The 19,032-nt window shown below is 68.5% G+C and carries 19 protein-coding genes; 11 read left to right on the top strand and 8 right to left on the bottom strand.

Annotated elements, in window-relative coordinates:
- Nucleotide 1 precedes the first annotated feature (1 nt).
- The 3 genes from JVH1_RS27815 to JVH1_RS27805 are packed head-to-tail and all read left to right on the top strand — an operon-like array spanning nt 2 to nt 2,227.
- A complete protein-coding gene (locus tag JVH1_RS27815; RefSeq protein WP_009474598.1) occupies nt 2-790 on the top strand; it encodes an amino acid ABC transporter substrate-binding protein in 789 nt (262 codons plus the stop codon).
- Between the two features lie 10 nt (nt 791-800).
- Nucleotides 801-1,469, top strand: a complete 669-nt coding sequence (locus JVH1_RS27810) for an amino acid ABC transporter permease (RefSeq protein WP_009474599.1) — start codon at nt 801-803, stop codon at nt 1,467-1,469.
- Nucleotides 1,466-2,227 (top strand): amino acid ABC transporter ATP-binding protein, encoded by a 762-nt coding sequence (locus JVH1_RS27805; protein ID WP_009474600.1) that lies wholly within the window; start codon nt 1,466-1,468, stop codon nt 2,225-2,227. Before JVH1_RS27810 ends, JVH1_RS27805 begins: the two co-directional genes overlap by 4 nt.
- Nucleotides 2,228-2,231: 4 nt before the next feature.
- On the opposite strand, the gene JVH1_RS27800 is transcribed toward JVH1_RS27805, so the two are convergent.
- A complete protein-coding gene (locus JVH1_RS27800; protein WP_037197085.1) occupies nt 2,232-2,726 on the bottom strand; it encodes an N-acetyltransferase in 495 nt (164 codons plus the stop codon).
- A 119-nt stretch (nt 2,727-2,845) separates the two neighbouring features.
- On the opposite strand from JVH1_RS27800, the gene JVH1_RS27795 reads away from it, so the two are divergent.
- On the top strand, nt 2,846-4,093 hold the full coding sequence (locus JVH1_RS27795) for a lipase family protein (protein WP_009474602.1): 1,248 nt from the start codon (nt 2,846-2,848) through the stop codon (nt 4,091-4,093).
- Nucleotides 4,094-4,096: 3 nt separating this feature from the next.
- Here the strand turns inward: JVH1_RS27795 and JVH1_RS27790 are convergent, their stop codons facing one another.
- The 3 genes from JVH1_RS27790 to JVH1_RS27780 are packed head-to-tail and all read right to left on the bottom strand — an operon-like array spanning nt 4,097 to nt 7,282.
- A complete protein-coding gene (locus JVH1_RS27790) occupies nt 4,097-4,948 on the bottom strand; it encodes a patatin-like phospholipase family protein (RefSeq protein WP_009474603.1) in 852 nt (283 codons plus the stop codon).
- Between the two features lie 17 nt (nt 4,949-4,965).
- Nucleotides 4,966-6,765: a long-chain fatty acid--CoA ligase gene (locus JVH1_RS27785; protein ID WP_009474604.1), complete on the bottom strand. Its 1,800-nt coding sequence runs from the start codon at nt 6,763-6,765 to the stop codon at nt 4,966-4,968.
- Nucleotides 6,758-7,282 (bottom strand): MarR family winged helix-turn-helix transcriptional regulator, encoded by a 525-nt coding sequence (locus tag JVH1_RS27780; RefSeq protein ID WP_009474605.1) that lies wholly within the window; start codon nt 7,280-7,282, stop codon nt 6,758-6,760. Before JVH1_RS27780 ends, JVH1_RS27785 begins: the two co-directional genes overlap by 8 nt.
- A 190-nt stretch (nt 7,283-7,472) precedes the next feature.
- Between JVH1_RS27780 and JVH1_RS27775 the strand changes: the two genes are divergently transcribed.
- A complete protein-coding gene (locus JVH1_RS27775) occupies nt 7,473-7,976 on the top strand; it encodes a GNAT family N-acetyltransferase (protein WP_009474606.1) in 504 nt (167 codons plus the stop codon).
- Nucleotides 7,977-8,043: 67 nt separating this feature from the next.
- On the top strand, nt 8,044-8,472 hold the full coding sequence (locus tag JVH1_RS27770; protein WP_011594815.1) for an antibiotic biosynthesis monooxygenase: 429 nt from the start codon (nt 8,044-8,046) through the stop codon (nt 8,470-8,472).
- Here the strand turns inward: JVH1_RS27770 and JVH1_RS27765 are convergent.
- Complete coding sequence (locus JVH1_RS27765) at nt 8,418-8,933, bottom strand: SRPBCC family protein (protein ID WP_009474608.1); 516 nt, start codon at nt 8,931-8,933, stop codon at nt 8,418-8,420. The two genes, JVH1_RS27770 and JVH1_RS27765, sit on opposite strands and share 55 nt — an antisense overlap.
- A gap of 128 nt (nt 8,934-9,061) precedes the next feature.
- On the opposite strand from JVH1_RS27765, the gene JVH1_RS27760 reads away from it, so the two are divergent.
- The 5 genes from JVH1_RS27760 to JVH1_RS27740 are packed head-to-tail and all read left to right on the top strand — an operon-like array spanning nt 9,062 to nt 16,284.
- Nucleotides 9,062-10,390 carry an SWIM zinc finger family protein gene (locus JVH1_RS27760; protein WP_009474609.1) on the top strand — a complete coding sequence of 443 codons (1,329 nt, stop codon included), beginning with the start codon at nt 9,062-9,064 and terminating at the stop codon, nt 10,388-10,390.
- Nucleotides 10,387-11,862 (top strand): DUF5691 domain-containing protein, encoded by a 1,476-nt coding sequence (locus tag JVH1_RS27755; protein WP_009474610.1) that lies wholly within the window; start codon nt 10,387-10,389, stop codon nt 11,860-11,862. Before JVH1_RS27760 ends, JVH1_RS27755 begins: the two co-directional genes overlap by 4 nt.
- Complete coding sequence (locus JVH1_RS27750) at nt 11,859-12,962, top strand: AAA family ATPase (RefSeq protein WP_009474611.1); 1,104 nt, start codon at nt 11,859-11,861, stop codon at nt 12,960-12,962. Before JVH1_RS27755 ends, JVH1_RS27750 begins: the two co-directional genes overlap by 4 nt.
- On the top strand, nt 12,959-15,127 hold the full coding sequence (locus JVH1_RS27745) for a DUF5682 family protein (RefSeq protein ID WP_009474612.1): 2,169 nt from the start codon (nt 12,959-12,961) through the stop codon (nt 15,125-15,127). Before JVH1_RS27750 ends, JVH1_RS27745 begins: the two co-directional genes overlap by 4 nt.
- A complete protein-coding gene (locus JVH1_RS27740) occupies nt 15,124-16,284 on the top strand; it encodes a VWA domain-containing protein (protein ID WP_009474613.1) in 1,161 nt (386 codons plus the stop codon). The genes JVH1_RS27745 and JVH1_RS27740 overlap by 4 nt, the downstream gene beginning before the upstream one ends.
- A 7-nt stretch (nt 16,285-16,291) precedes the next feature.
- On the opposite strand, the gene JVH1_RS27735 is transcribed toward JVH1_RS27740, so the two are convergent.
- From JVH1_RS27735 to JVH1_RS27725, 3 genes are all read right to left on the bottom strand, one after another.
- On the bottom strand, nt 16,292-16,495 hold the full coding sequence (locus JVH1_RS27735; RefSeq protein ID WP_005252231.1) for a hypothetical protein: 204 nt from the start codon (nt 16,493-16,495) through the stop codon (nt 16,292-16,294).
- A 186-nt stretch (nt 16,496-16,681) separates the two neighbouring features.
- Complete coding sequence (locus tag JVH1_RS27730) at nt 16,682-17,809, bottom strand: acyl-CoA dehydrogenase family protein (protein ID WP_009474614.1); 1,128 nt, start codon at nt 17,807-17,809, stop codon at nt 16,682-16,684.
- Nucleotides 17,810-17,818: 9 nt separating this feature from the next.
- Entirely contained in the window at nt 17,819-18,994 is a 1,176-nt protein-coding gene (locus JVH1_RS27725; protein WP_009474615.1) for an acyl-CoA dehydrogenase family protein, read from the bottom strand.
- Nucleotides 18,995-19,032 lie beyond the last annotated feature (38 nt).

The following is a 19,032-nucleotide window of genomic DNA, read 5'->3' as shown; positions in this document are numbered from 1 at the left end:
CGTGCGACGCACACTTCCGGCCGTCCTGATCACCGTCCTGACCGCGCTGTCGCTGGCGGGGTGTGGGAACTCCGACTCGGGGCCGGTCATCGACCAGGTTCGCGAGGCCGGGGTCCTGAAGGTCGGCACCGAGGGCACGTACACACCGTTCAGCTACCAGGGCCCCGAAGGTCAGCTCACCGGGTACGACGTGGATGTCATCCGCGCGGTCGGTGACAAACTCGGCGTCTCCGTCGAGTTCACGCAGACACCGTGGGACTCGATCTTCGCGGGCCTCGAAGCGAAACGCTACGATCTCGTCGCCAACCAGGTGACCGTCAACGACGAACGCACCCAGAAGTACGACCTGTCGACGCCGTACACCTACTCCGAGGGTGTGATCGTCACCCGCGCCGACGACAACTCGATCACCTCGCTCGCCGACCTGAACGGCAAGACGACGGCGCAGTCCGCGACGAGCAACTGGGCGCAGGTCGCCAGGGACGCGGGCGCGAACGTCGAATCCGTCGAGGGCTTCGTGCAGGCCATCACCCTGCTCAAGGACGGCCGGGTCGACGCCACCGTCAACGACAATCTGGCCGTCGCCGAATATCAGAAGCAGACGAGCGACACCGGTGTGAAAGTGGCCGCTGAAACCGGCGACACGAGCGAGCAGGCGTTCGCGGCCCGCAAGGACAGCGGTCTGATGCCCGACATCGACAAGGCCTTGGACGAACTGCGTGCCGACGGAACGCTCACCCAGATCTCGCAGAAGTACTTCGGCACCGACGTCTCGGCACCGACCAACTGAAAGCCTGCCTGTGGACGACGCAACAGTCCAACTGATCCTGGACAACCTGTGGCCGATGCTGAAGGCCACGGTCACCATGACGATTCCGCTGACGATCATCAGCTTCACCATCGGGCTCGTCATCGCGTTGCTGGTGGCGCTCGCCCGGATCTCGTCGATCAGACCGCTGTCGGTGATCGCCCGGTTCTACGTGTCCATCATCCGCGGCACGCCGCTCCTGGTGCAGCTGTTCATCGTGTTTTACGCGCTGCCCCAGTTCGGCGTGGTTCTCGACCCCTTCCCGGCGGCCGTGATCGCGTTCAGCCTCAACGTCGGCGGGTACGCCGCCGAGGTGATCCGGTCGGCGATCCTGTCGATCCCCAAGGGGCAGTGGGAAGCCGCGCAGACCATCGGGATGGGGTACACCACCACACTGCAGCGGATCGTCCTGCCGCAGGCCGCGCGGGTCGCGGTGCCGCCGCTGTCCAACACACTCATCTCGCTGGTGAAGGACACCTCGCTGGCATCGACGATCCTGGTGACCGAACTGCTGCGCGTCGCCCAGCTCGCCGCCGCGCCGACGTTCGACTTCTTCGCCCTCTACAGCGTCGCCGCGCTGTACTACTGGGTGATCTGCATCTTCCTGTCGGCCGTCCAGGGCCGGCTCGAAGCCCGACTCGACAGGTATGTGGCCAAATGACCGGCACCCCTCCCCTGCTTCAGGTATCCGGCGTCGAGAAGTCGTTCGGCGACCATCACGTCCTGCGCGACATCAGCTTCGACGTCGGGGCCGGAACGGTGACCGTCATCATCGGGCCGTCGGGCTCCGGCAAGACGACGGTGTTGCGCACCCTCAACGCCCTCGACGTGGCGGACCGCGGGACGATCTCCATCGGCGACGTGTCCGTGGACTTCGGCGCCAAGGTGGACCGGTCGACGCTGGCCGCGTTCCGCGGGCAGAGCGGCATGGTGTTCCAGGCCCACAACCTGTTTCCGCACAAGACGGTGATCCAGAACGTCACCGAGGGGCCGATCGTGGTGCAGAAACGCCCCAAGGACGAGGCGCGCGCGGACGCGATGCGGTTGCTCACCCAGGTCGGCCTGGCGGAGAAGGCGGACCAGTACCCGTACCAGCTGTCGGGCGGTCAGCAGCAGAGGGTCGGTATCGCCCGGGCGCTCGCCCTGAAACCGAAACTGATGTTGTTCGACGAGCCCACGTCCGCACTCGACCCCGAACTGGTCGGCGAGGTGTTGCGGGTGATCCGGGATCTCGCGACCGAGGGCTGGACGATGGTGATCGTCACCCACGAGATCCGGTTCGCGCAGCAGGTGGCCGACCAGGTGTTGTTCGTCGACAACGGTGTCGTACTCGAACGCGGCACACCGAGAGACGTACTCGCCAACCCGACCGGGCCGAGACTGCGCCAGTTCCTGCACCGCATCCTCGACCCGCTGTGAACGGTCAGCGCAGGGATTTCTCCATGAGCACGACGCTCGGCCACTCCACGTCGAAGTCCCTGCGACCCACCAGGAAGAAACCCTGCTCCTCGTAGTAGTCGCGTAGCCGGGCGTTGGTTTCGACGCACTCGAGCCGGACGACGGACGCGTCCTCGGAGCGGGCGTGCTCGTCGACCCACCGGAGCAACTGGGCGCCGAGTCCCGCGCTGGCGTGCCGGCGGTCGGTCATGACCCGGGCCACGTAGGCGGCCGGTATGTCGTCCTCGATCCACACGTCGGGGTCGGACCGCAGCACCCGCAGTGCCCCCACCACGATTCCCGCGAACAGCGCGACACGCCATTCCCCGAACTCGATCTGTTCACGAACGTCGGCGAGCGACACCTCACCCCGGGCGGGTGCGTCGAGTTCCCTGGCCAGGATCCAATCCTCAGCGTCCCAGTGCATCTGAACGATGTCTTCAGCCTGCTCGAGTACTGCCCGCTCCACGGTGACCGCCATGCACACACAGTAACCACCCCGCGACGAAAACAAACCACCGCTGTACCCGTGTCGATCTGCGAAGATGTGACTGGAGTTACAGTTACATTCTGGGACAGTTACCTCAGGCGGTGGTAGCGATGAAGCTGTTTCGTGCAGTGGTCCTGATGACACTCTCCACCTGCGCGGCCGCGTTCGTCTGCGCCCATCCCCCACGTGTCGCCGCCCAGCCCCTGGGCGCCGAATCCATTCTCCCGTCCCCCATTCCGGACGACGACTTCTTCGCGTGGCCGCCGAATGTCGCGGAGTTCGACGCCGGTGAGATCATCCGCTCGCGGGAAGTGACGCTCCGGGCGTTCCCGAACACACTGGTGCCGCACCGGGCTCACCAGATCATGGTGCGTTCCAACGATTCCAAGCACCGTCCCGTGCCGGTGACCGCGACAGTCCTGGTACCGACCGCGGCGTGGACGGCGACGGAACCGAGACCGGTGGTCGCCTACAACATGCCCATCGACTCCCTGGGCGCCCGGTGCACCCCGTCCTACAAGATGGTGCACGACTGGCAGACCCTGGACCTGGACATCCCACCGGTGCTGTCGCTGTTCCTCGCGAAGAACTACGCGGTGCTCGTGCCCGACCACGAGGGGCCGCGGATGGCGTACAGCGCCGGACGAATGGCCGGTCATGCCGTGCTCGACAGCATCCGCGGCATGAAGCGTCTGCCCGGCCTCGGGCTCTCCGACAGTCCGGTCGTCGCGACGGGTTACAGCGGTGGTGCGATCGCCACCGGCTGGGCGGCGCAACTGCAACCGTCGTACGCGCCGGACGTCGAACTCGCCGGCGCCGCCGCGGGCGGCATCCCCGCCGATTTCGGTTTGCTGCGCAGGACGATGAACGGCCAGCTCGGTTCGGGTCTGTACCTGTCCGCTGTCCTCGGGCTCGCCCGCGAATATCCGGAGATGCTGACATTGGCGAATCCGCTCGGTGTGCTGCTGGCGACGTCCCCGCTGAAGGACCAGTGCATCCTGGCCCTCGCACCGGCCGGGATCGCGTTGCTTCCCGCCGAACTGTTCGCGGCCGTACCCGACCCGTTCGGCGATCCCACGGCCCGAACGGTGGTCGCCGAGAACAGGATGGGCGCGCTCACCCCGGTCACGCCGGTGCTGCTGTATCACGGGTCGTCGCGAGTGTTCCTCGGCGACGAATGGATTCCGGAGGAGGGGGTGATCACGCTGCAGCAGGAGTGGTGCCGCGGTGGCGGCGACGCCACCTACGCCCCGCAGTTCGGCGAGCACCTCACCGCGGCCGTGTTCGCGCTGCCCGAGGTGGTGCGCTGGATCGACGAACGACTGGCCGGCGTGCCGGCGCCTGCGGGATGCCGCTGACGGTTATCCGTGCACGTGCGGCAACAGCAGATCGGCCTGACCGACCTCGACGACCCGCGCCTCGTCGAGCCACTTCGCGGTCTGCTCCCGAGCTCGCGTGATCAGCTCGTCGGCGTCGCCGAAATCGGCGGGACTCGTGTCCAGTGGGCACAGCGGGGGAACCACCCGGATGTCGGCGACGCTCTCGTACCGCTCGATGTCGAGGGCGAGCCGCTGATTGATCGCGAGGGTCACACCGAGCAACCCCATGCCCAGGGCACTTCCGGGGACCTTCGACAGGGTGCACGCATATCCGGTCGGGAGTACCCACACGGTCGTGGCCCCCAACTCGATGGCATGGGAAATGGGCGTGTTGTCGACGACCCCGCCGTCCATCAGCGCCCGGCCGTCGATCACCACGGGTGGGAGGATGCCGGGCAGCGCCGCGCTGGCGGTCACAGCGTCGACGGCCGGCCCCGTCGACAGCCGGACGTCCTTGCCGGTCAGCACGTCGGCGGCGATGACGTGCAGCGGGATGGGCGCGTCCTCCATCCGTTCGAACCGGAGATTCTGCTCCAGCAGCCTCCGGATGGCGCGGTTGGACACCAGATGGTTCCGGAGGCCGACGAAACCGGTGAATCCGGTAAGCAGTCCGGTGGGGAACACCGCACTGCGGGTGAGACCACGCCACAGGTCTGCGAGTTCACGCAGATCTGCATCGGAGGAGCCGCCGGCGAGCCAGGCACCGTTGAGCGCGCCGACGGACGTGCCGACGACGAGGTCCGGCCGAATTCCCCTGCCGATCAGGGTCTGCAACATGCCGACCTCGATGGCACCGAGGCTCGCCCCACCCGACAGAACGAAAGCTGTTGTCATGCCGCCACCGTAACGGGTCAGCCCCGCCGGTACAGGCTCGCGATGTCGTCGGCGAAGCGCTCGGTCACCACGGGACGCTTGATCTTCAGGGTGGCGGTCAGCTCCCCGTCGGCCTCCGTGAGGTCGCGGCCGAGGACGACGAACCGTTTGATCGACTCCGTGTGGGAGACGGTGGTGTTCGCGTCGTCCACCGCGTCCTGCAGGTCCCCGCGCAGCTCCTCGTCGTCGCGCAGGTCCGCCGCCGTGGCGTCGGACGGCTTGCCGTGCGCGGACTTCCACTTGTCGAATTCCTGCGGATCGACGGTCAGCAGGGCACCGATGAACGGGCGGCCGTCGCCCACCACGACCGCCTGCGAGACGAGGGTGTGCGAGCGAAGCCGGTCTTCGAGAGGCCCCGGCGACACATTCTTGCCGCCGGCGGTGATCAGCAGATCCTTCTTGCGGCCGGTGATGGTGAGGTAGCCCTCGTCGTCCAGGTCGCCGAGATCGCCGGTGCGGAACCAGCCGTCGTTCAGCACGTCCCGGGTGGCGTGTTCGTTGCGCCAGTAACCGCCGAACACGACGCCGCCGCGCAGTTCGATCTCACCGTCTTCGGCGATGCGCACGCTGTTGCCGCCCAGTGGCTGACCGACCGTTCCGATCTTCTGGGTGCCGGGAACGTTCACGCAGTGCGCGGCAGTCGATTCGGTGAGACCGTAACCCTCGTAGACCGGAACACCCATGCCGCGGAAGAAGTGACCGAGCCTCGGCATGAGGGCGCCGCCGCCGGAGATCGCCCACCAGCAGTCGCCGCCCAGTGCGGCGCGGAGTTTCGCGTAGACGAGTTTGTCGGCGAGCGCACGCTCGAGCCGGAGCCGCAGCGACGGACCGCCCGTGTCCTGGGCCTCGCTGTACGCCACCGCCGTGGCTTCGGCGAAGTCGAAGATCCGCTTCTGCAGGCCGCCCGCCGACGCCGCCTTGCGCGCCGCACCGTCCCGCACCTTCTCGAACACGCGGGGTACACCGAGAATGGTGTTGGGCCGGAAACGTTCGAATTCGCCCGTGACCGTGCCGAAGTCGGACCAGTGTGCCTGCGTCGCGCCGGCCTCGAACATCGCCAGCGACACTGCGCGCGCCAGCACGTGCGCCAGCGGAAGGAACGTGAGGACGCGGTTGCCGGGCCGCGCGACGTCACCGATCGGTGCCGCGAGCAACGCCCGCACCTCCGACAGGAAGTTCCGGTGGGTGAGGATGCAGCCCTTGGGACGGCCCGTGGTCCCGGACGTGTACACGAGCGAGGCGAGATCGTTGGCGGTCAGCGCCACCACGCGTTTGAACACCTCGGAATCGTCGATGGACAATCCGTCCTTGATGAGCGTGCCCACCGCGTCCTCGTCGATGGTGAGGATGCGCTTCAGCGTGTAGGGGATGCCGTCGCCCTCGAAACTCGACGCGTGGGCCGGAGTCTCCACGAGCGCGGCGACCGCCCCCGAATCCTCGATGATCCACCGGATCTGATCGTGCGAGGACGAGTCGTAGATCGGGACGGACGCGGCGCCCGCCGCCCAGATCGCGTAGTCGAGCAGCGACCATTCGAATCTCGTCGACGACAGCAGTGCCACGCGGTCGCCGGGCTGGACACCGTTGGCGATCAACCCCTTCGCGGCCCCGATGACGAGCGCACCGAAGTCCTTGGCCGTCACGTCGACCCACCCGCCGGACTCCGGACGCGTGTACATCACCCGATCCGGATGGCTCTCGGCGTGCGCGAACACCCTCAGCACGGCGTTCTCGTGGTCGGAGACGGTGAACGTCGGGGCGCTGGTGTACTCACGCACGGGTGTCGTCTCCGATGCTGTCGTGGTCTGTGTCGCCGCCCTGGCGGAATTTCCGGAGGTGCCGTGCGAACGCGGCGATTTCGCTGTCCGACCACGTGGCCACCCGGTCGCGGACTTCCTCCACGCGGCGTGCGTCGGCGCCGGCCAGCACCGCGACGCCGCCGTCGGTGAGGCTCAACGGATGACCGCTGCGGAGTGGTCCCGGCTCGGCGTGCACCCACCCCTCGTCGATGCAGCCCCGGAGTTGACGCGACACCGTGGAGCGGTGCACGCCGAATGCGTCCGAGATCTGGGTGGCCCGGCATCCCGGATTGCGGGCGACGAAGGAGAGCAGCGAATGTTGAGCGAACGTCGGGGATCCGACGGGAGGACGGTCATCGGCAACCAGTTGACGGACGAGGCGGACGAGTTCGTCATGGACGGCCACCACGCCCGACGCGGACGTTTCCTCCGGCTCGATCTCGTTGTGTTGCACACCGCAACTGTATCCGACCACCCTGGCCTCGACCACCCGCACCCCGATTCCCGCTGCCCTTCGCTCGACTCACGTTCTGCCCATACTGCTATCGATCGTTCGGAAATTCATTCGGCCCGAATCGTCACACGGTCACAATTGGAGAACGCTTTCCGTCCACCGCTACCGGCCGGACAACGGGCGCCGTCAGAAATCCGTTGCGGCCGCGGGCCCGTCGATACACTCTGTCCGCATGCTGATCAGACGCGAGAATCTGGGCGACATCGACGCGGTGGCGGAGGTGCACCGGCAGGCCTTCGACGGCGACGCACCCCTCGAGGTCGGCCTTGTGACCCGATTGCGGTCGAGCGACGCGTGGATTCCGCAACTGTCCCTAGTCGCCGAACTGGCGGGGTCCGTCGCCGGCCACGTGTGCCTGACCCGCGCGACCGTCGACTCCACGGACGTACTCGCGCTCGGCCCGATCGGCGTGCTCCCCGACGTCCAGCGCGACGGCGTGGGTTCGGCACTGATGCACGCCGCGCTCGGCGGCGCCGACGCCAGGGACGAACCCCTGGTGGCACTGCTCGGTCACCTCGACTACTACCCGCGGTTCGGCTTCGTCTCCGGAACGTCGGTCGGGATCGAGCCGGGCCAGCCCTCGTGGTCGTCCCACTTCCAGGTCCGCCGGCTCGCACGCTGGAATCCGAGCATCACCGGCACGTTCAGGTACGCCGCACCCTTCTACGACCTGTGACGTCGTATCCGCTGGTAGTTTGAGGTGGCACGTGTCACGGGGGTGAGCGGAACCGAGGTAGGAAACGATGGAGCACGCGGCCGAGGGCGCCGGAACAGCCGGGCCGGTGGATGCGTCCGTCACGACGACCATCGTCCGCCGGGTCCTTCCCGGCTGCGACGAGGAGTTCGCCGACTGGATCCAGACCGGACTCGGGCTCGCCCGGCTGTTTCCCGGATTCCTCGGCGGAGGATGGCTGAAGGAGAGCAGCACCTCCGATGTCTGCGTGATCGTGCTGAAGTTCGAAACCCAAGCCGCGCTGGACAACTGGTTGACATCTTCGCTGCGGAACGGGTGGCTGAGGACTGGCGGGAACATCGCGGTCGAGGAGCCGGACGAGCCGGCGTCGGACGTGGAGAGCCTGTTCGAACGCCCTCGACGCCGGACCGCCGCCGGCCACGGTCAGGCGGGCTCCCCGGGGATCTGCGCACCCGACGGCATCCCCTCCCCCAAATAGGTCTGATAGAACGGCCGCCAGTCCGCGGACGCATCTCCACGGTGACCGGGCACGTCGGAGCCGTCGAGGTGCCGGTCGAGGTCGGCGAGGCAGACGCTCCACCCGGCGGCGTTCCTGGCTGCGGTGTTGCGGACCTCGAGAACGTTGACGAGCGTCAGGGCGCACCCGTCCGCGGTCGGCTCGACCTCGATGTGGATCTCGTCCCCGCCCCACGTGAACGCGAGCGTGTACGGGGCGCCGTAGACGAGGACCGTCCCCGTCTCGGGGTCGCTGTGCGGCTCCGGGAAGAACTCGATGTCGCCGCCGGCGTAGGTGTCGAGGCGGACCCGTGACGGAAACCAGTGCGCGAGCTCGTCGGGCTCCGACACCGCCTCCCACAGCCTCGGGACGGGGAACGGGTACGTGCACCGGAACCGCACGGCGGGACGACCCTTGAACTCGAAATACCTTCCGTGGATCACCGGCCCACTCCCTCGCTGTCGTACCTGACGACAGCTTGACACGGGAGACCGACGTCCACACCGAAGTTGGCCGACAATTCCGCGCACCCTCCTCCCTTCCTGTCGGACAACTCCCCTACGGTTGCGGAGTGACGTCGCCTTGGTCGGAGGGACAGGTCGCATCGGTCGCCCCCGATGCCGGCTCGCTCGCTGCCGCCGGAAAGCTGTCGGCCGCGTGGTCGGAGACGGGCAGCAACGGTGGCGCGGTCTGGGGACTGTGCCAGGGCAGCGGCAAGAGCCCCTACCGATCGGTCGTCGACCTCTCCGGCCCGGCGTACAACTGCTCGTGCCCGAGCCGAAAATTTCCCTGCAAACACACGCTCGGCCTGCTGCTGATCTGGTCGCAGGGCCGGGTCCCGGAGCAGTCCGAACCGCCGCCGTTCGCGGCGGAGTGGCTGAGCCGCCGGGCGGGGCGGGCAACCGCGCCGGCGGCTGCGGCCACCACGACGGCCGGTGCGAAGGCCACCGAACGCCGGGCCGAGCGGGTGACGGCGGGCCTCGACGAACTCGACCGGTGGCTCACCGACCAGATCCGTAGCGGGCTCGGCGCAGCCGACATCTCGGCATCCGCGTTCGACGCCATCGCGGCCCGCATGGTCGACGCGCAGGCGCCCGGCATCGCGTCCGCCCTGCGCCGCCTGCCGATCGTCGTGGCCACCCGCGCCGACTGGCCGGACCGGTTGCTCCGCGAGTACGCCAGGCTGCACCTCCTCGTCGTCGCCCATCGCCGGCTGAACGAGCTACCGGAACCACTGCAGGCGTCGGTGCGCTCGCACGTGGGGTACCCGGTGGCCACCGACCGCGTGCGCAGCGAGCCGGGAGTCCGCGACCGGTGGATGGTCCTGGGTATGCAGACCACCGAGGAGAAGCGCCTCTTCACCCGCAAGGTGTGGTTGATCGGCCGCGACCACGGTCGCCGCGCGATCCTCCTGGACTTCGCGCACGGCTCCGCGAACTTCTCGACAGTGGTCCCGCCGCTCGGGTCGCTCGTCGACGCCACCCTGCACTTCTACCCCGGCGCCGCGCCGCTGCGCGCCCAGTTCGGCGACGCTCACGAGGCCCCCGAACCGTTCACCACCGTCGCACCGAGCGACGTCGACACCGCTCTCGACCACTTCGCCGCCGCGGTCGGCGCCGACCCGTGGGTCCGCTCGTGGCCGGCGCTGCTCACCGGCGTCACCCCGGCAATCGACGACGGGCACTGGTTCCTCGTCGACGCGCAGGGGCGCGCGCTGCCGCTGTCCGGCGAAGACCCTGTCCTGTGGCGGCTCCTCGGAATGTCCGGCGGCCGTCCCGTCACCCTGTTCGGGGAGTGGACCAGCGAATCGCTGGTCCCCGTGTCGGTGTTCGATCGCGGCGACGTGTACCCGCTCGGGGCCGGCACGCCCTCGGCCGCGGCGGCGGGGAGCCGGCGATGAGCGAACTCCTGTCCGCCGCCTTGCTCGGCACGGCACGGACTGCCCCCTCGTTCGAGGATCTGGCCACCGGCGAACTGGCACAAGCGGTCAGCGGCGACCCGGCGGAGACCCTGCTGGCCGCCGCCGCGCTCGAGAACGCATACCGCGACGGCGGAGTCGCCGCCTCCGCGCGCGTGCTGCCCGCCCCCGCCGAGGACGATCCGCGGCTGCAGTTGCCGCCGGCGTCCGCGTCGCACCTGATGCAGTTGCTCGCCGCCAAGTCGTGGACGCTCACCGAGTGGTTCGCGGTCGTGGCCGAGCGGAACTACCGCGCGCCGGATCATCTCGTCGCCGACCTGATGGCCGTGGCCCGCACCAACGACGCCCACCGCGAGAGCATCCTCCGGCTGGTGGGCCCCCGCGGCCAGTGGCTCGCCGCGCAGAACCCGGACTGGTCGACGCTGGTCCGCCGATCCGATCGCACCGACGTGTGGACGCACGGCGCACACCAGGAACGACTGCAATGGCTCACGACGATGCGGGCGGTGAACCCGGCGATCGCGATGGCCGAACTGAGCCGCACCTGGGATTCCGAACGGGGCGAGCACCGGGCGGCGTTCATCGCCGTTCTGGGAACGGGGCTCGGCGACGCCGACTCCGCATTGCTCGAGCATGCACTCGACGACCGGCGGAAAGAAGTGCGCCAGCAGGCGGTCCAGTTGCTGCGCCAGCTGCCGAACTCCGCGTACGCCGGGCGCATGTCCGCTCGCGCCCGGGCATGGGTACGGGTGGAGAAGAAGCCGCTGCGCACCCGTCTCGTGGTGAACATGCCCGGCTCCCTGGATGATTCGGCCCGTCGCGACGGCATCGAGGACGTCCACTTCAAGAACAAGGGAATCCGCAGCTGGTGGTTGCGGATGGTGGTCACCGCCGCCCCCTTGTCGGTGTGGGAAGGCATGATCGGCTCCGCCTCCACCGCGTGGGAGATCCGGATCGAAGACCAGTGGCGGGAGGTGATGACGGAGGCGTGGACCACCGCGACCGTGCTGCAGCGCAATCCGCGCTGGGCGTCTGCTCTGCTGCACCGGGAGGGGCGGACAACCGAACGTCGCGTCGTACCGATCGTCCCCGCCCGCGAACGCCTGGCATACATCCTGTCGGGTCGCGCCGACTCCTACCTGCTGGGCGTCGACGGCGCCGCCCTGTTGGACGGTCTGCCCCACCCCTGGCCGCTCGACCTGGCCGAGCGGGTGATCGCCCGCCTCGAGGACGTCGCCGGGCGGCACGCCGAGACCGGCAAGGATCTTGGGCAGTTCTCCCGGCACAGCCACTACTCGACCCTCCGCAGCGCCGAGACGCATTTCCCGTTCGCTGCGGCGCCGCTCCTCCGCGCGGCCGCCGAACGCACCCGTGATCCCGGCTGGCACCAGGCATTCGCCGCCGTCGCCACCAACATCGACCATCGCAGAACAGTCCTGAAGGAGCTCGAGTGACCGAGATCGCGGCCGCCCAGGCCGACCTGCTACGACCCCACGCGGAGCAGGCCTACGCCGACGAACTCGCCGCCCTCGCCGCGCACGACACCCGGCCCCGGCCACCGTCCTGGAAATTGTCTCCGTGGGCGGTCGTCACGTACCTGCTCGGCGGCGAACTCGACGACGGCACCGTCATCACCCCCAAGTACGTCGGTCCCCGCCGGCTCATCGAGGTGGCCGTCGCGACGCTCGCGACCGACCGCGCGCTGCTTCTGCTCGGCGTCCCCGGAACCGCCAAGACGTGGGTGTCCGAACACCTGTCGGCGGCGGTCTCCGGCGAGTCGACGCTGCTCGTCCAGGGAACGTCGGGGACGCCGGAGGAGGCCATCCGGTACGGCTGGAACTACGCGCGGTTGCTCGCCGAGGGCCCGACAGCGGGTGCACTCGTTCCGTCCCCCGTCATGACGGCCATGCAGGGCGGCCGGATCGCACGGGTCGAGGAACTCACCCGCATTCCCGCCGATGTGCAGGACGCGCTCATCACCGTGCTGTCGGAGAAGACGCTGCCCATCCCCGAACTGGGCACCGAGGTGCAGGCCGCCAAGGGTTTCAATCTGATCGCCACCGCGAACGACCGCGACCGCGGGGTCAACGAACTGTCGTCCGCGCTGCGCAGGCGGTTCAACACGGTGGTCCTGCCGCTGCCCGCCGACGAGGAGGATGAGGTCGCCATCGTCGCGCGGCGCGTCGAGCAACTCGGGTCCTCGCTGGAACTACCGAAGATCCCGGCGACCGTCGACGAGATCCGGCGCGTGGTCACCGTGTTCCGCGAACTCCGGTCGGGCGTCACCGGCGACGGCCGCACCAAGCTGAAGTCGCCGTCCGGAACGCTGTCCACGGCGGAGGCGATCTCCGTCGTCACCAACGGACTCGCCCTCGCCGCGCACTTCGGCGACGGGGTGCTCCGCCCGTCCGACGTCGCCGCCGGCATCCTCGGGTCCGTGCTGAAGGACCCGGTCGCCGACAAGGTGGTGTGGACGGAGTACCTCGAGGCCGTGGTCCGCGAACGGGAGGACTGGGCCGACTTCTACCGGGCGTGCCGCGAGGTCACCGGGTGAACTCCGACGTCCGTGTCTTCGGCATCCGCCACCACGGGCCCGGTTCGGCACGATCGGTGCGGCGCGCGCTCGACGAATTCGTCCCCGACGCCGTCCTGATCGAAGGGCCCGCGGACGCCGATCCGCTGGTCGCGTTGACCGCCTCCGACACCATGGAACCTCCGGTGGCCCTGCTCGCGTATGCCACCGGGGAGCCCCGGACGGCGGCGTTCTGGCCGTTCGCCGTGTTCTCCCCGGAGTGGCAGGCGCTGTCGTGGGCGGCTGGGCGCGGCGTCGAAGTCCGCTTCTGCGACCTGCCCGCCGCCAATACCCTCGCCGCCGACGACTCCGAGCCCCGTGCCGAGGATCCGCTGACCCAGTTGGCCGCCGCGGCGGGCTACGACGACACCGAACGCTGGTGGGACGCCGTCATCGAATCGGGTTCGGGTCCCGACTCGTTCGACGCGATCACCGAGGCCATGACCGCCCTGCGGGACACCGTCGAACTCGACGAACCCACCAGCAGACGCGAGGCGTACATGCGGCAGACGCTGCGGAAGGTGATCAAGGGCGGCGCGCAGCGGATCGCGGTGGTGTGCGGTGCCTGGCACGCCCCCGCACTCGCCGGACCTCTCGGACCGGCCACCGCGGACGCGCGAATCCTCAAGGGACTCCCCAAGATCAAGACCTCGCTCACGTGGGTGCCGTGGACGCACTCGCGGCTGTCCGCCGCGTCCGGGTACGGCGCCGGGATCACCTCCCCCGGCTGGTATCACCACCTGTTCACCGCACCGGACCGGACGATCACCCGATGGCTCACGAAGGTCGCGCGGGTACTGCGGGACGAGGACCTTCCGGTGTCGAGCGCGCACGTCATCGAATCCGTCCGTCTCGCGGACACGTTGGCAGCAATGCGTGCGCGGCCGCTCGCCAGTCTCTCCGAGGTCACCGAGGCCACCCGCGCCGTGATGTGCGACGGCGACGATGTCCTGCTCGACCTCATCACGCGTCGTCTCGTCGTCGGCGAGGCACTCGGCGCCGTCCCGGAGAACACCCCGACAGTTCCCCTCGACGCCGACCTGCGGGCGCGGGCGAAAACCCTGCGGCTCAAGCAGCAGGCCACCGAGAAGACCATCGACCTCGACCTGCGCAGAGACAACGACGTCGCGCGGTCCCGGCTCCTGCACCGCCTGCAGATCCTCGGTGTCGACTGGGGCACGCCGGCCGACAGCGACGTCCGCGGCACCGGCACGTTCCGTGAAACGTGGTCCCTCACCTGGAAACCCGAACTGGCGGTGTCGATCATCGAGGCGTCGCTGTGGGGAACCACCGTCGAGGCCGCGGCTACAGCGAAGGTGCGCGAGGGGGCGTCGTCCGCTGATGTCTCCCTCGCCCAGCTCACCGGGCTGCTCGAACAGGCCCTGCTGTCGGATCTCGGCGATGCGCTGGCCGAGCTGCTGCGCGCACTGGAGACGGCGGCCACGCTCGACCACGACGTGATGCACCTGATGGATGCCCTGCCCGCGCTCACCCGCACGCTGCGATACGGAGACGTCCGCGGCACCGACGTCTCGTCCCTCACCCGCGTCACCGACAGCCTGCTCGTCCGCATCTGCGCCGGACTGCCCACCGCGATATCGGGTCTCGACGACGACAGCGCACTCGACCTGCGCCGCGCCGTCGACGACGTCCACGCGGCGGTGATGCTGCGCGACGACGATCGTGCGTCGGCGCGGTGGCTCGGCACACTCGCCGGCCTCGTCGACCGCAGCGACGTGAACGGCCTCGTGATCGGACGCATGGTCCGATTGCTCCGCGACGCAGGCACCGTCAGCGAAACCGAGTCCGCCACCCGACTGTCGCGGGCACTGTCCGTCGGCGCGGATCCCTCCGCCAAGGCGGGGTGGGTCGACGGCTTCCTCGGCGGCGGAGGGCTGCTGCTGGTCCACGACCGGCAATTGCTTCAACTGCTCGACGGATGGGTGTCGGGACTACGCGAGCAGGACTTCGTCGACGTTCTGCCACTGCTGCGGCGCACGTTCGGCGGGTTCGAAACCGGGGAACGCCGGGCCATCGGGCAGTCCGTGGAGGACGGGTCCACGGAAGATGCCCGCGCCGAGGTCGACGCTAGGCGGGGCACGATCGCGATCCGGACCGTCGCGGACATTCTGGGGGTGACGTCGTGACCGAGGACGCGGAGCGGTTACGTCGGTGGCGGCTGCTGCTGGGCAACGCCGCCGAGGAATCCACCGGAGGTCTCGCGTCCAAGGCGGACGCGGCGATGGACGACGCTCTGGCCGCCCTCTACGACACCAGCAGCGAAGGGTCGAAGAGCCGCCGTCGCGGCGCGGGTCTCGGCGGATCGGCGCCGAAGGTCGCGCGCTGGCTCGGCGACATCCGCACCTACTTCCCGAGCAGCGTCGTGCAGGTGATGCAGAAGGACGCCATCGACCGGCTCGGCCTCACCCAGCTGCTCCTCGAACCCGAACTGCTCGACGCCGTCGAACCGGACGTCCACCTCGTCGGCACGCTGCTGAGCCTGAACCGGGTGATGCCCGAGACCAGCAAGGCCACCGCCCGGATGGTCGTCGAGAAGGTGGTCCGGGAGGTGGAGGAACGGATCGCGCAGAAGACCAGGACAGCCGTCACCGGTGCCCTGAACCGGTCTGCCCGCATCACCAACCCCAAGTACCGCGACATCGACTGGAATCGCACCATCCGCGCCAACCTCGCGCACTACCTCCCCGAGTACAAGACGGTGGTGCCGGAACGACTGCTCGGATACGGCCGCCGATCGCAGGCCGTGCACCGCGACGTCGTCCTCGCCATCGACCAATCCGGGTCGATGGCGTCGAGCGTCGTGTACGCGTCCGTGTTCGGCGCGGTCCTCGCCTCGATGCGCGCGCTGAAGACGTCGCTGATCGTGTTCGACACGGCGGTCGTCGACCTCACCGACAAGCTGTCCGATCCCGTCGACGTGCTGTTCGGCACGCAACTCGGCGGCGGCACCGACATCAACCGGGCCATCGCCTACAGCCAGTCACTGATCGACAGACCGACCGAATCGCTGTTCGTGCTGATCTCGGACCTGTACGAGGGCGGGATCCGCGCGGAGATGCTGCGGCGGATGTCGGCGATGAAAAACGTAGGCGTCCAGGTGGTTGTTCTGCTGGCGCTGTCCGACGACGGCGCCCCGTCGTTCGATCACGACAACGCGGCGGCCCTCGGTGCGCTCGGCATCCCCGCATTCGCCTGCACCCCGGACAGGTTCCCGGAACTGCTGGCGCTCGCACTCGAACGCGGCGACATCGGCAGGTGGGCGGACAGTCTTCAGACGGAGTGACCGGGGGTCAGCCGGCGGCCATCCGGCGGTCGCTGTGCAGTTCGGGGTGCGCGTCGGCGCGGATCCTGAGCAGGACCAGTCCGGAGACCGAGGCGACGATCAGCGACGCGACCGTCCAGGGAACGTGCAGTTCGGAGATCCCGACTCCCGCACCGACGAGTCCCACGAAAAGCAGGCTCCACATGATCGCTTTGACTGGACCGGACCCCATGGCAATGCTCCTTCACCGAGATTACGTACATCCCCCGTGAGTTCTGGTGTGCGCGCAGAACGTTAGCCGCGTCACACTGGGGTCCCCGTGCGACACGTCGAAAACGCTCTTTCCGATACCAATCCGAGACCTGGACCCGTGAGTACTTATTAACCGCCCGCGGTTAATAAGTACTCACGGGCGCGGCTAGATGATGCTGACGGTCCCCTGGGTGGTCGCCGACGCGAGCACCCGCAGGTGGTCGTCGGACCCGCCGAGGGTGTGCTCGATGGCCGTCAACCGGCTCACGTAATGCCCGACCGGATACTCGGCCGTCATGCCGATGCCGCCGTGCATCTGGATCGCTTCCTGCCCGATCGTGCGGGCGGAGCGGCCGATCTGCAGCTTGGCGCGGGAGGCGACCACCGGATCGACGGTTCCGTCGGCCAGCGACATCGTCGCGTAGAGACTCATGCTACGAGCCAGTTCCAGCAGCACGTACATGTCGGCCGCACGGTGCGTGAGCGTCTGGAACTTCGCGATCGGGACACCGAACTGCTTGCGGGTCTTCAGGTACTCGGTGGTCAGTCGCAGCGCTTCCTCCATCGCGCCGACGGCCTCCGCACACAGTGCCGCCTGCGCCCGGATCTGCGCGCTCTCGATCGCCGACGACGCGTCGCCGCCCGTACCGAGAGGCTCAGCCGGGGTGTCCGACAGTTCCACCTGCGCGGCCCGCAGTCCGTCGTGGGTCGCGTAGGCGGTACGGGTCAGGCCGCTGGCATCGGCGTCGACGAGGAACAGTCCGACCCCACCGTCCGGGAGTGCCGCCGTGACGACCAGAGTGTTCGCGCTGCCGCCGTGCGGAACGGGGTTCTTGGTGCCCGTGAGGGTCCACGCGTCGCCGTCCTTCTTCGCGATCGTGGACACCTGGGTGGACGGCCAGCGCACACCCGGTTCCCGATCGGCGAAGGCCAGCAGGAGGTTCCCCTCCGACACGTCGGGCAGAATCCGGCGACGCTGCTCCGTGCTGCCGGCCGCAGCGATCAGGCCGCCGGGCACGAGCACGGCGTCGAGGACGGGTTCGGGCGCGAGGCGGCGGCCGATCTCGGTCATCACCGATGCGACCTCGACAGGTCCGGCGCCCATTCCGCCGTCTTCCTCGTCGAAGCTCAGGCCCAGCAGTCCGACTTCGGCGAGTTGCTTCCACACCTGCGGGCTCCACCCCTGCTCGGTGTCGGTGACAGCGTTGCGCTTCTCCGCGTCGTAGCTGCGCCCGAGCAGTTCGCGGGTGGTGTCGCGCAGCAGTTTCTGTTCGTCGGTCAGTTCGAAGTCCATGTCACGCCCTCACAATCCGAGGATCGAGGAGGCGATGATGCTGCGCTGCACTTCGCTCGATCCGCTGTAGATGGAAACCTTGCGGTAGTTCAGGTAGGTCGGAGCCGTCCGCTGCGCCCAGAGAGGCGAAGAGATGCCGTCACCTGCGGCGAAGGGCAGCGAGTCGGGTCCCGCGACGTCGGTCAGCAGTTCGAGTGTGGCCTGCTGCAGTTCGGACCCACGCAGCTTCAGCAGCGACGACGCCGGGTTCGGCTTGCCGTCGGCCGAACTGGCGACCACCCGCAGCTGGGTGAGTTCGAGCGCGATGATCTCGTTCTCGAGTTCGGCGATGCGGGCGGCGAACAGCGGGTCGTCGAGCAGCGTCCCCTCGCCGACCGAGATCTCGGCGGCGCGTTCCTTCGCCTGCGCGAGACGGACTTTGGAAAATCCCAGCCGGGTCACACCGGTGCGCTCGTTGCCGAGGAGGAACTTGGCGTAGCTCCAGCCCTGGTTCTCCTCGCCCACGAGGTTCTCGGCCGGCACGCGCACGTCCTCGAAGAAGATCTCGTTGACCTCGTAGCCGCCGTCGATCAGCTTGATCGGGCGCACCGTGACGCCGGGCGTCTTCATGTCGACGAGGATGAACGAGATGCCGGCCTGCTTCTTGGGGGCGTCCGGGTTGGTGCGGGCGAGGACGAAGATCCAGTCGGCGTGCTGCGCGAGGGTGGTCCACGTCTTCTGGCCGTTGATCACGTAGTCGTCGCCGTCGCGGACGGCACGGGTCTTCAGCGACGCGAGATCGGAGCCGGCCTCGGGTTCGGAGAATCCCTGGCACCACCAGATGTCGAGGTTGGCGGTCGGGGGAAGGAATTTTTCCTTCTGCTCCTGCGATCCGAACGCCGCGATGACGGGGCCGACCATGCTGGTGTTGAACGCGAGCGGCTCGGGCACCGAGGCGAGCTGCAGTTCGTCGAGCCAGATGTGCTTCTGCACCGGAGTCCAGTCGCGGCCGCCCCACTCGACCGGCCAGTGCGGCGTCGCGAGCCCGTTGGCGTTCAGAATCCGCTGGGACTCGATGAACCCTTCCTTCCCCACTTCTTCACCACGCGCATACCGCTCGCGGATCTCCGCCGGAATCTGCGTGGTGAAGAACGTTCGCATCTCGTCGCGGAACGCCAGCTCCTCGTCGGTCAAGGCCAGATTCATCGGAATTCCTTCGCACTCGAGGTCGGATTCATGTTCTG

This window comes from Rhodococcus sp. JVH1 (assembly GCF_000280725.2).
Lineage (GTDB): Bacteria > Actinomycetota > Actinomycetes > Mycobacteriales > Mycobacteriaceae > Rhodococcus_F > Rhodococcus_F jostii_A.
This window is presented reverse-complemented; position numbering and strand designations above follow the sequence as displayed.

Coding starts and splice junctions, on each gene's coding strand:
- JVH1_RS27730 (WP_009474614.1), bottom strand. CDS start 17,809: ATGGACTTCGAACTGACCGACGAACAGAAACTGCTGCGCGACACCACC.
- JVH1_RS27790 (WP_009474603.1), bottom strand. CDS start 4,948: ATGACAACAGCTTTCGTTCTGTCGGGTGGGGCGAGCCTCGGTGCCATC.
- JVH1_RS27800 (WP_037197085.1), bottom strand. CDS start 2,726: ATGGCGGTCACCGTGGAGCGGGCAGTACTCGAGCAGGCTGAAGACATC.
- JVH1_RS27725 (WP_009474615.1), bottom strand. CDS start 18,994: ATGAATCTGGCCTTGACCGACGAGGAGCTGGCGTTCCGCGACGAGATG.
- JVH1_RS27775 (WP_009474606.1), top strand. CDS start 7,473: ATGCTGATCAGACGCGAGAATCTGGGCGACATCGACGCGGTGGCGGAG.
- JVH1_RS27770 (WP_011594815.1), top strand. CDS start 8,044: ATGGAGCACGCGGCCGAGGGCGCCGGAACAGCCGGGCCGGTGGATGCG.
- JVH1_RS27755 (WP_009474610.1), top strand. CDS start 10,387: ATGAGCGAACTCCTGTCCGCCGCCTTGCTCGGCACGGCACGGACTGCC.
- JVH1_RS27735 (WP_005252231.1), bottom strand. CDS start 16,495: ATGGGGTCCGGTCCAGTCAAAGCGATCATGTGGAGCCTGCTTTTCGTG.
- JVH1_RS27795 (WP_009474602.1), top strand. CDS start 2,846: ATGAAGCTGTTTCGTGCAGTGGTCCTGATGACACTCTCCACCTGCGCG.
- JVH1_RS27805 (WP_009474600.1), top strand. CDS start 1,466: ATGACCGGCACCCCTCCCCTGCTTCAGGTATCCGGCGTCGAGAAGTCG.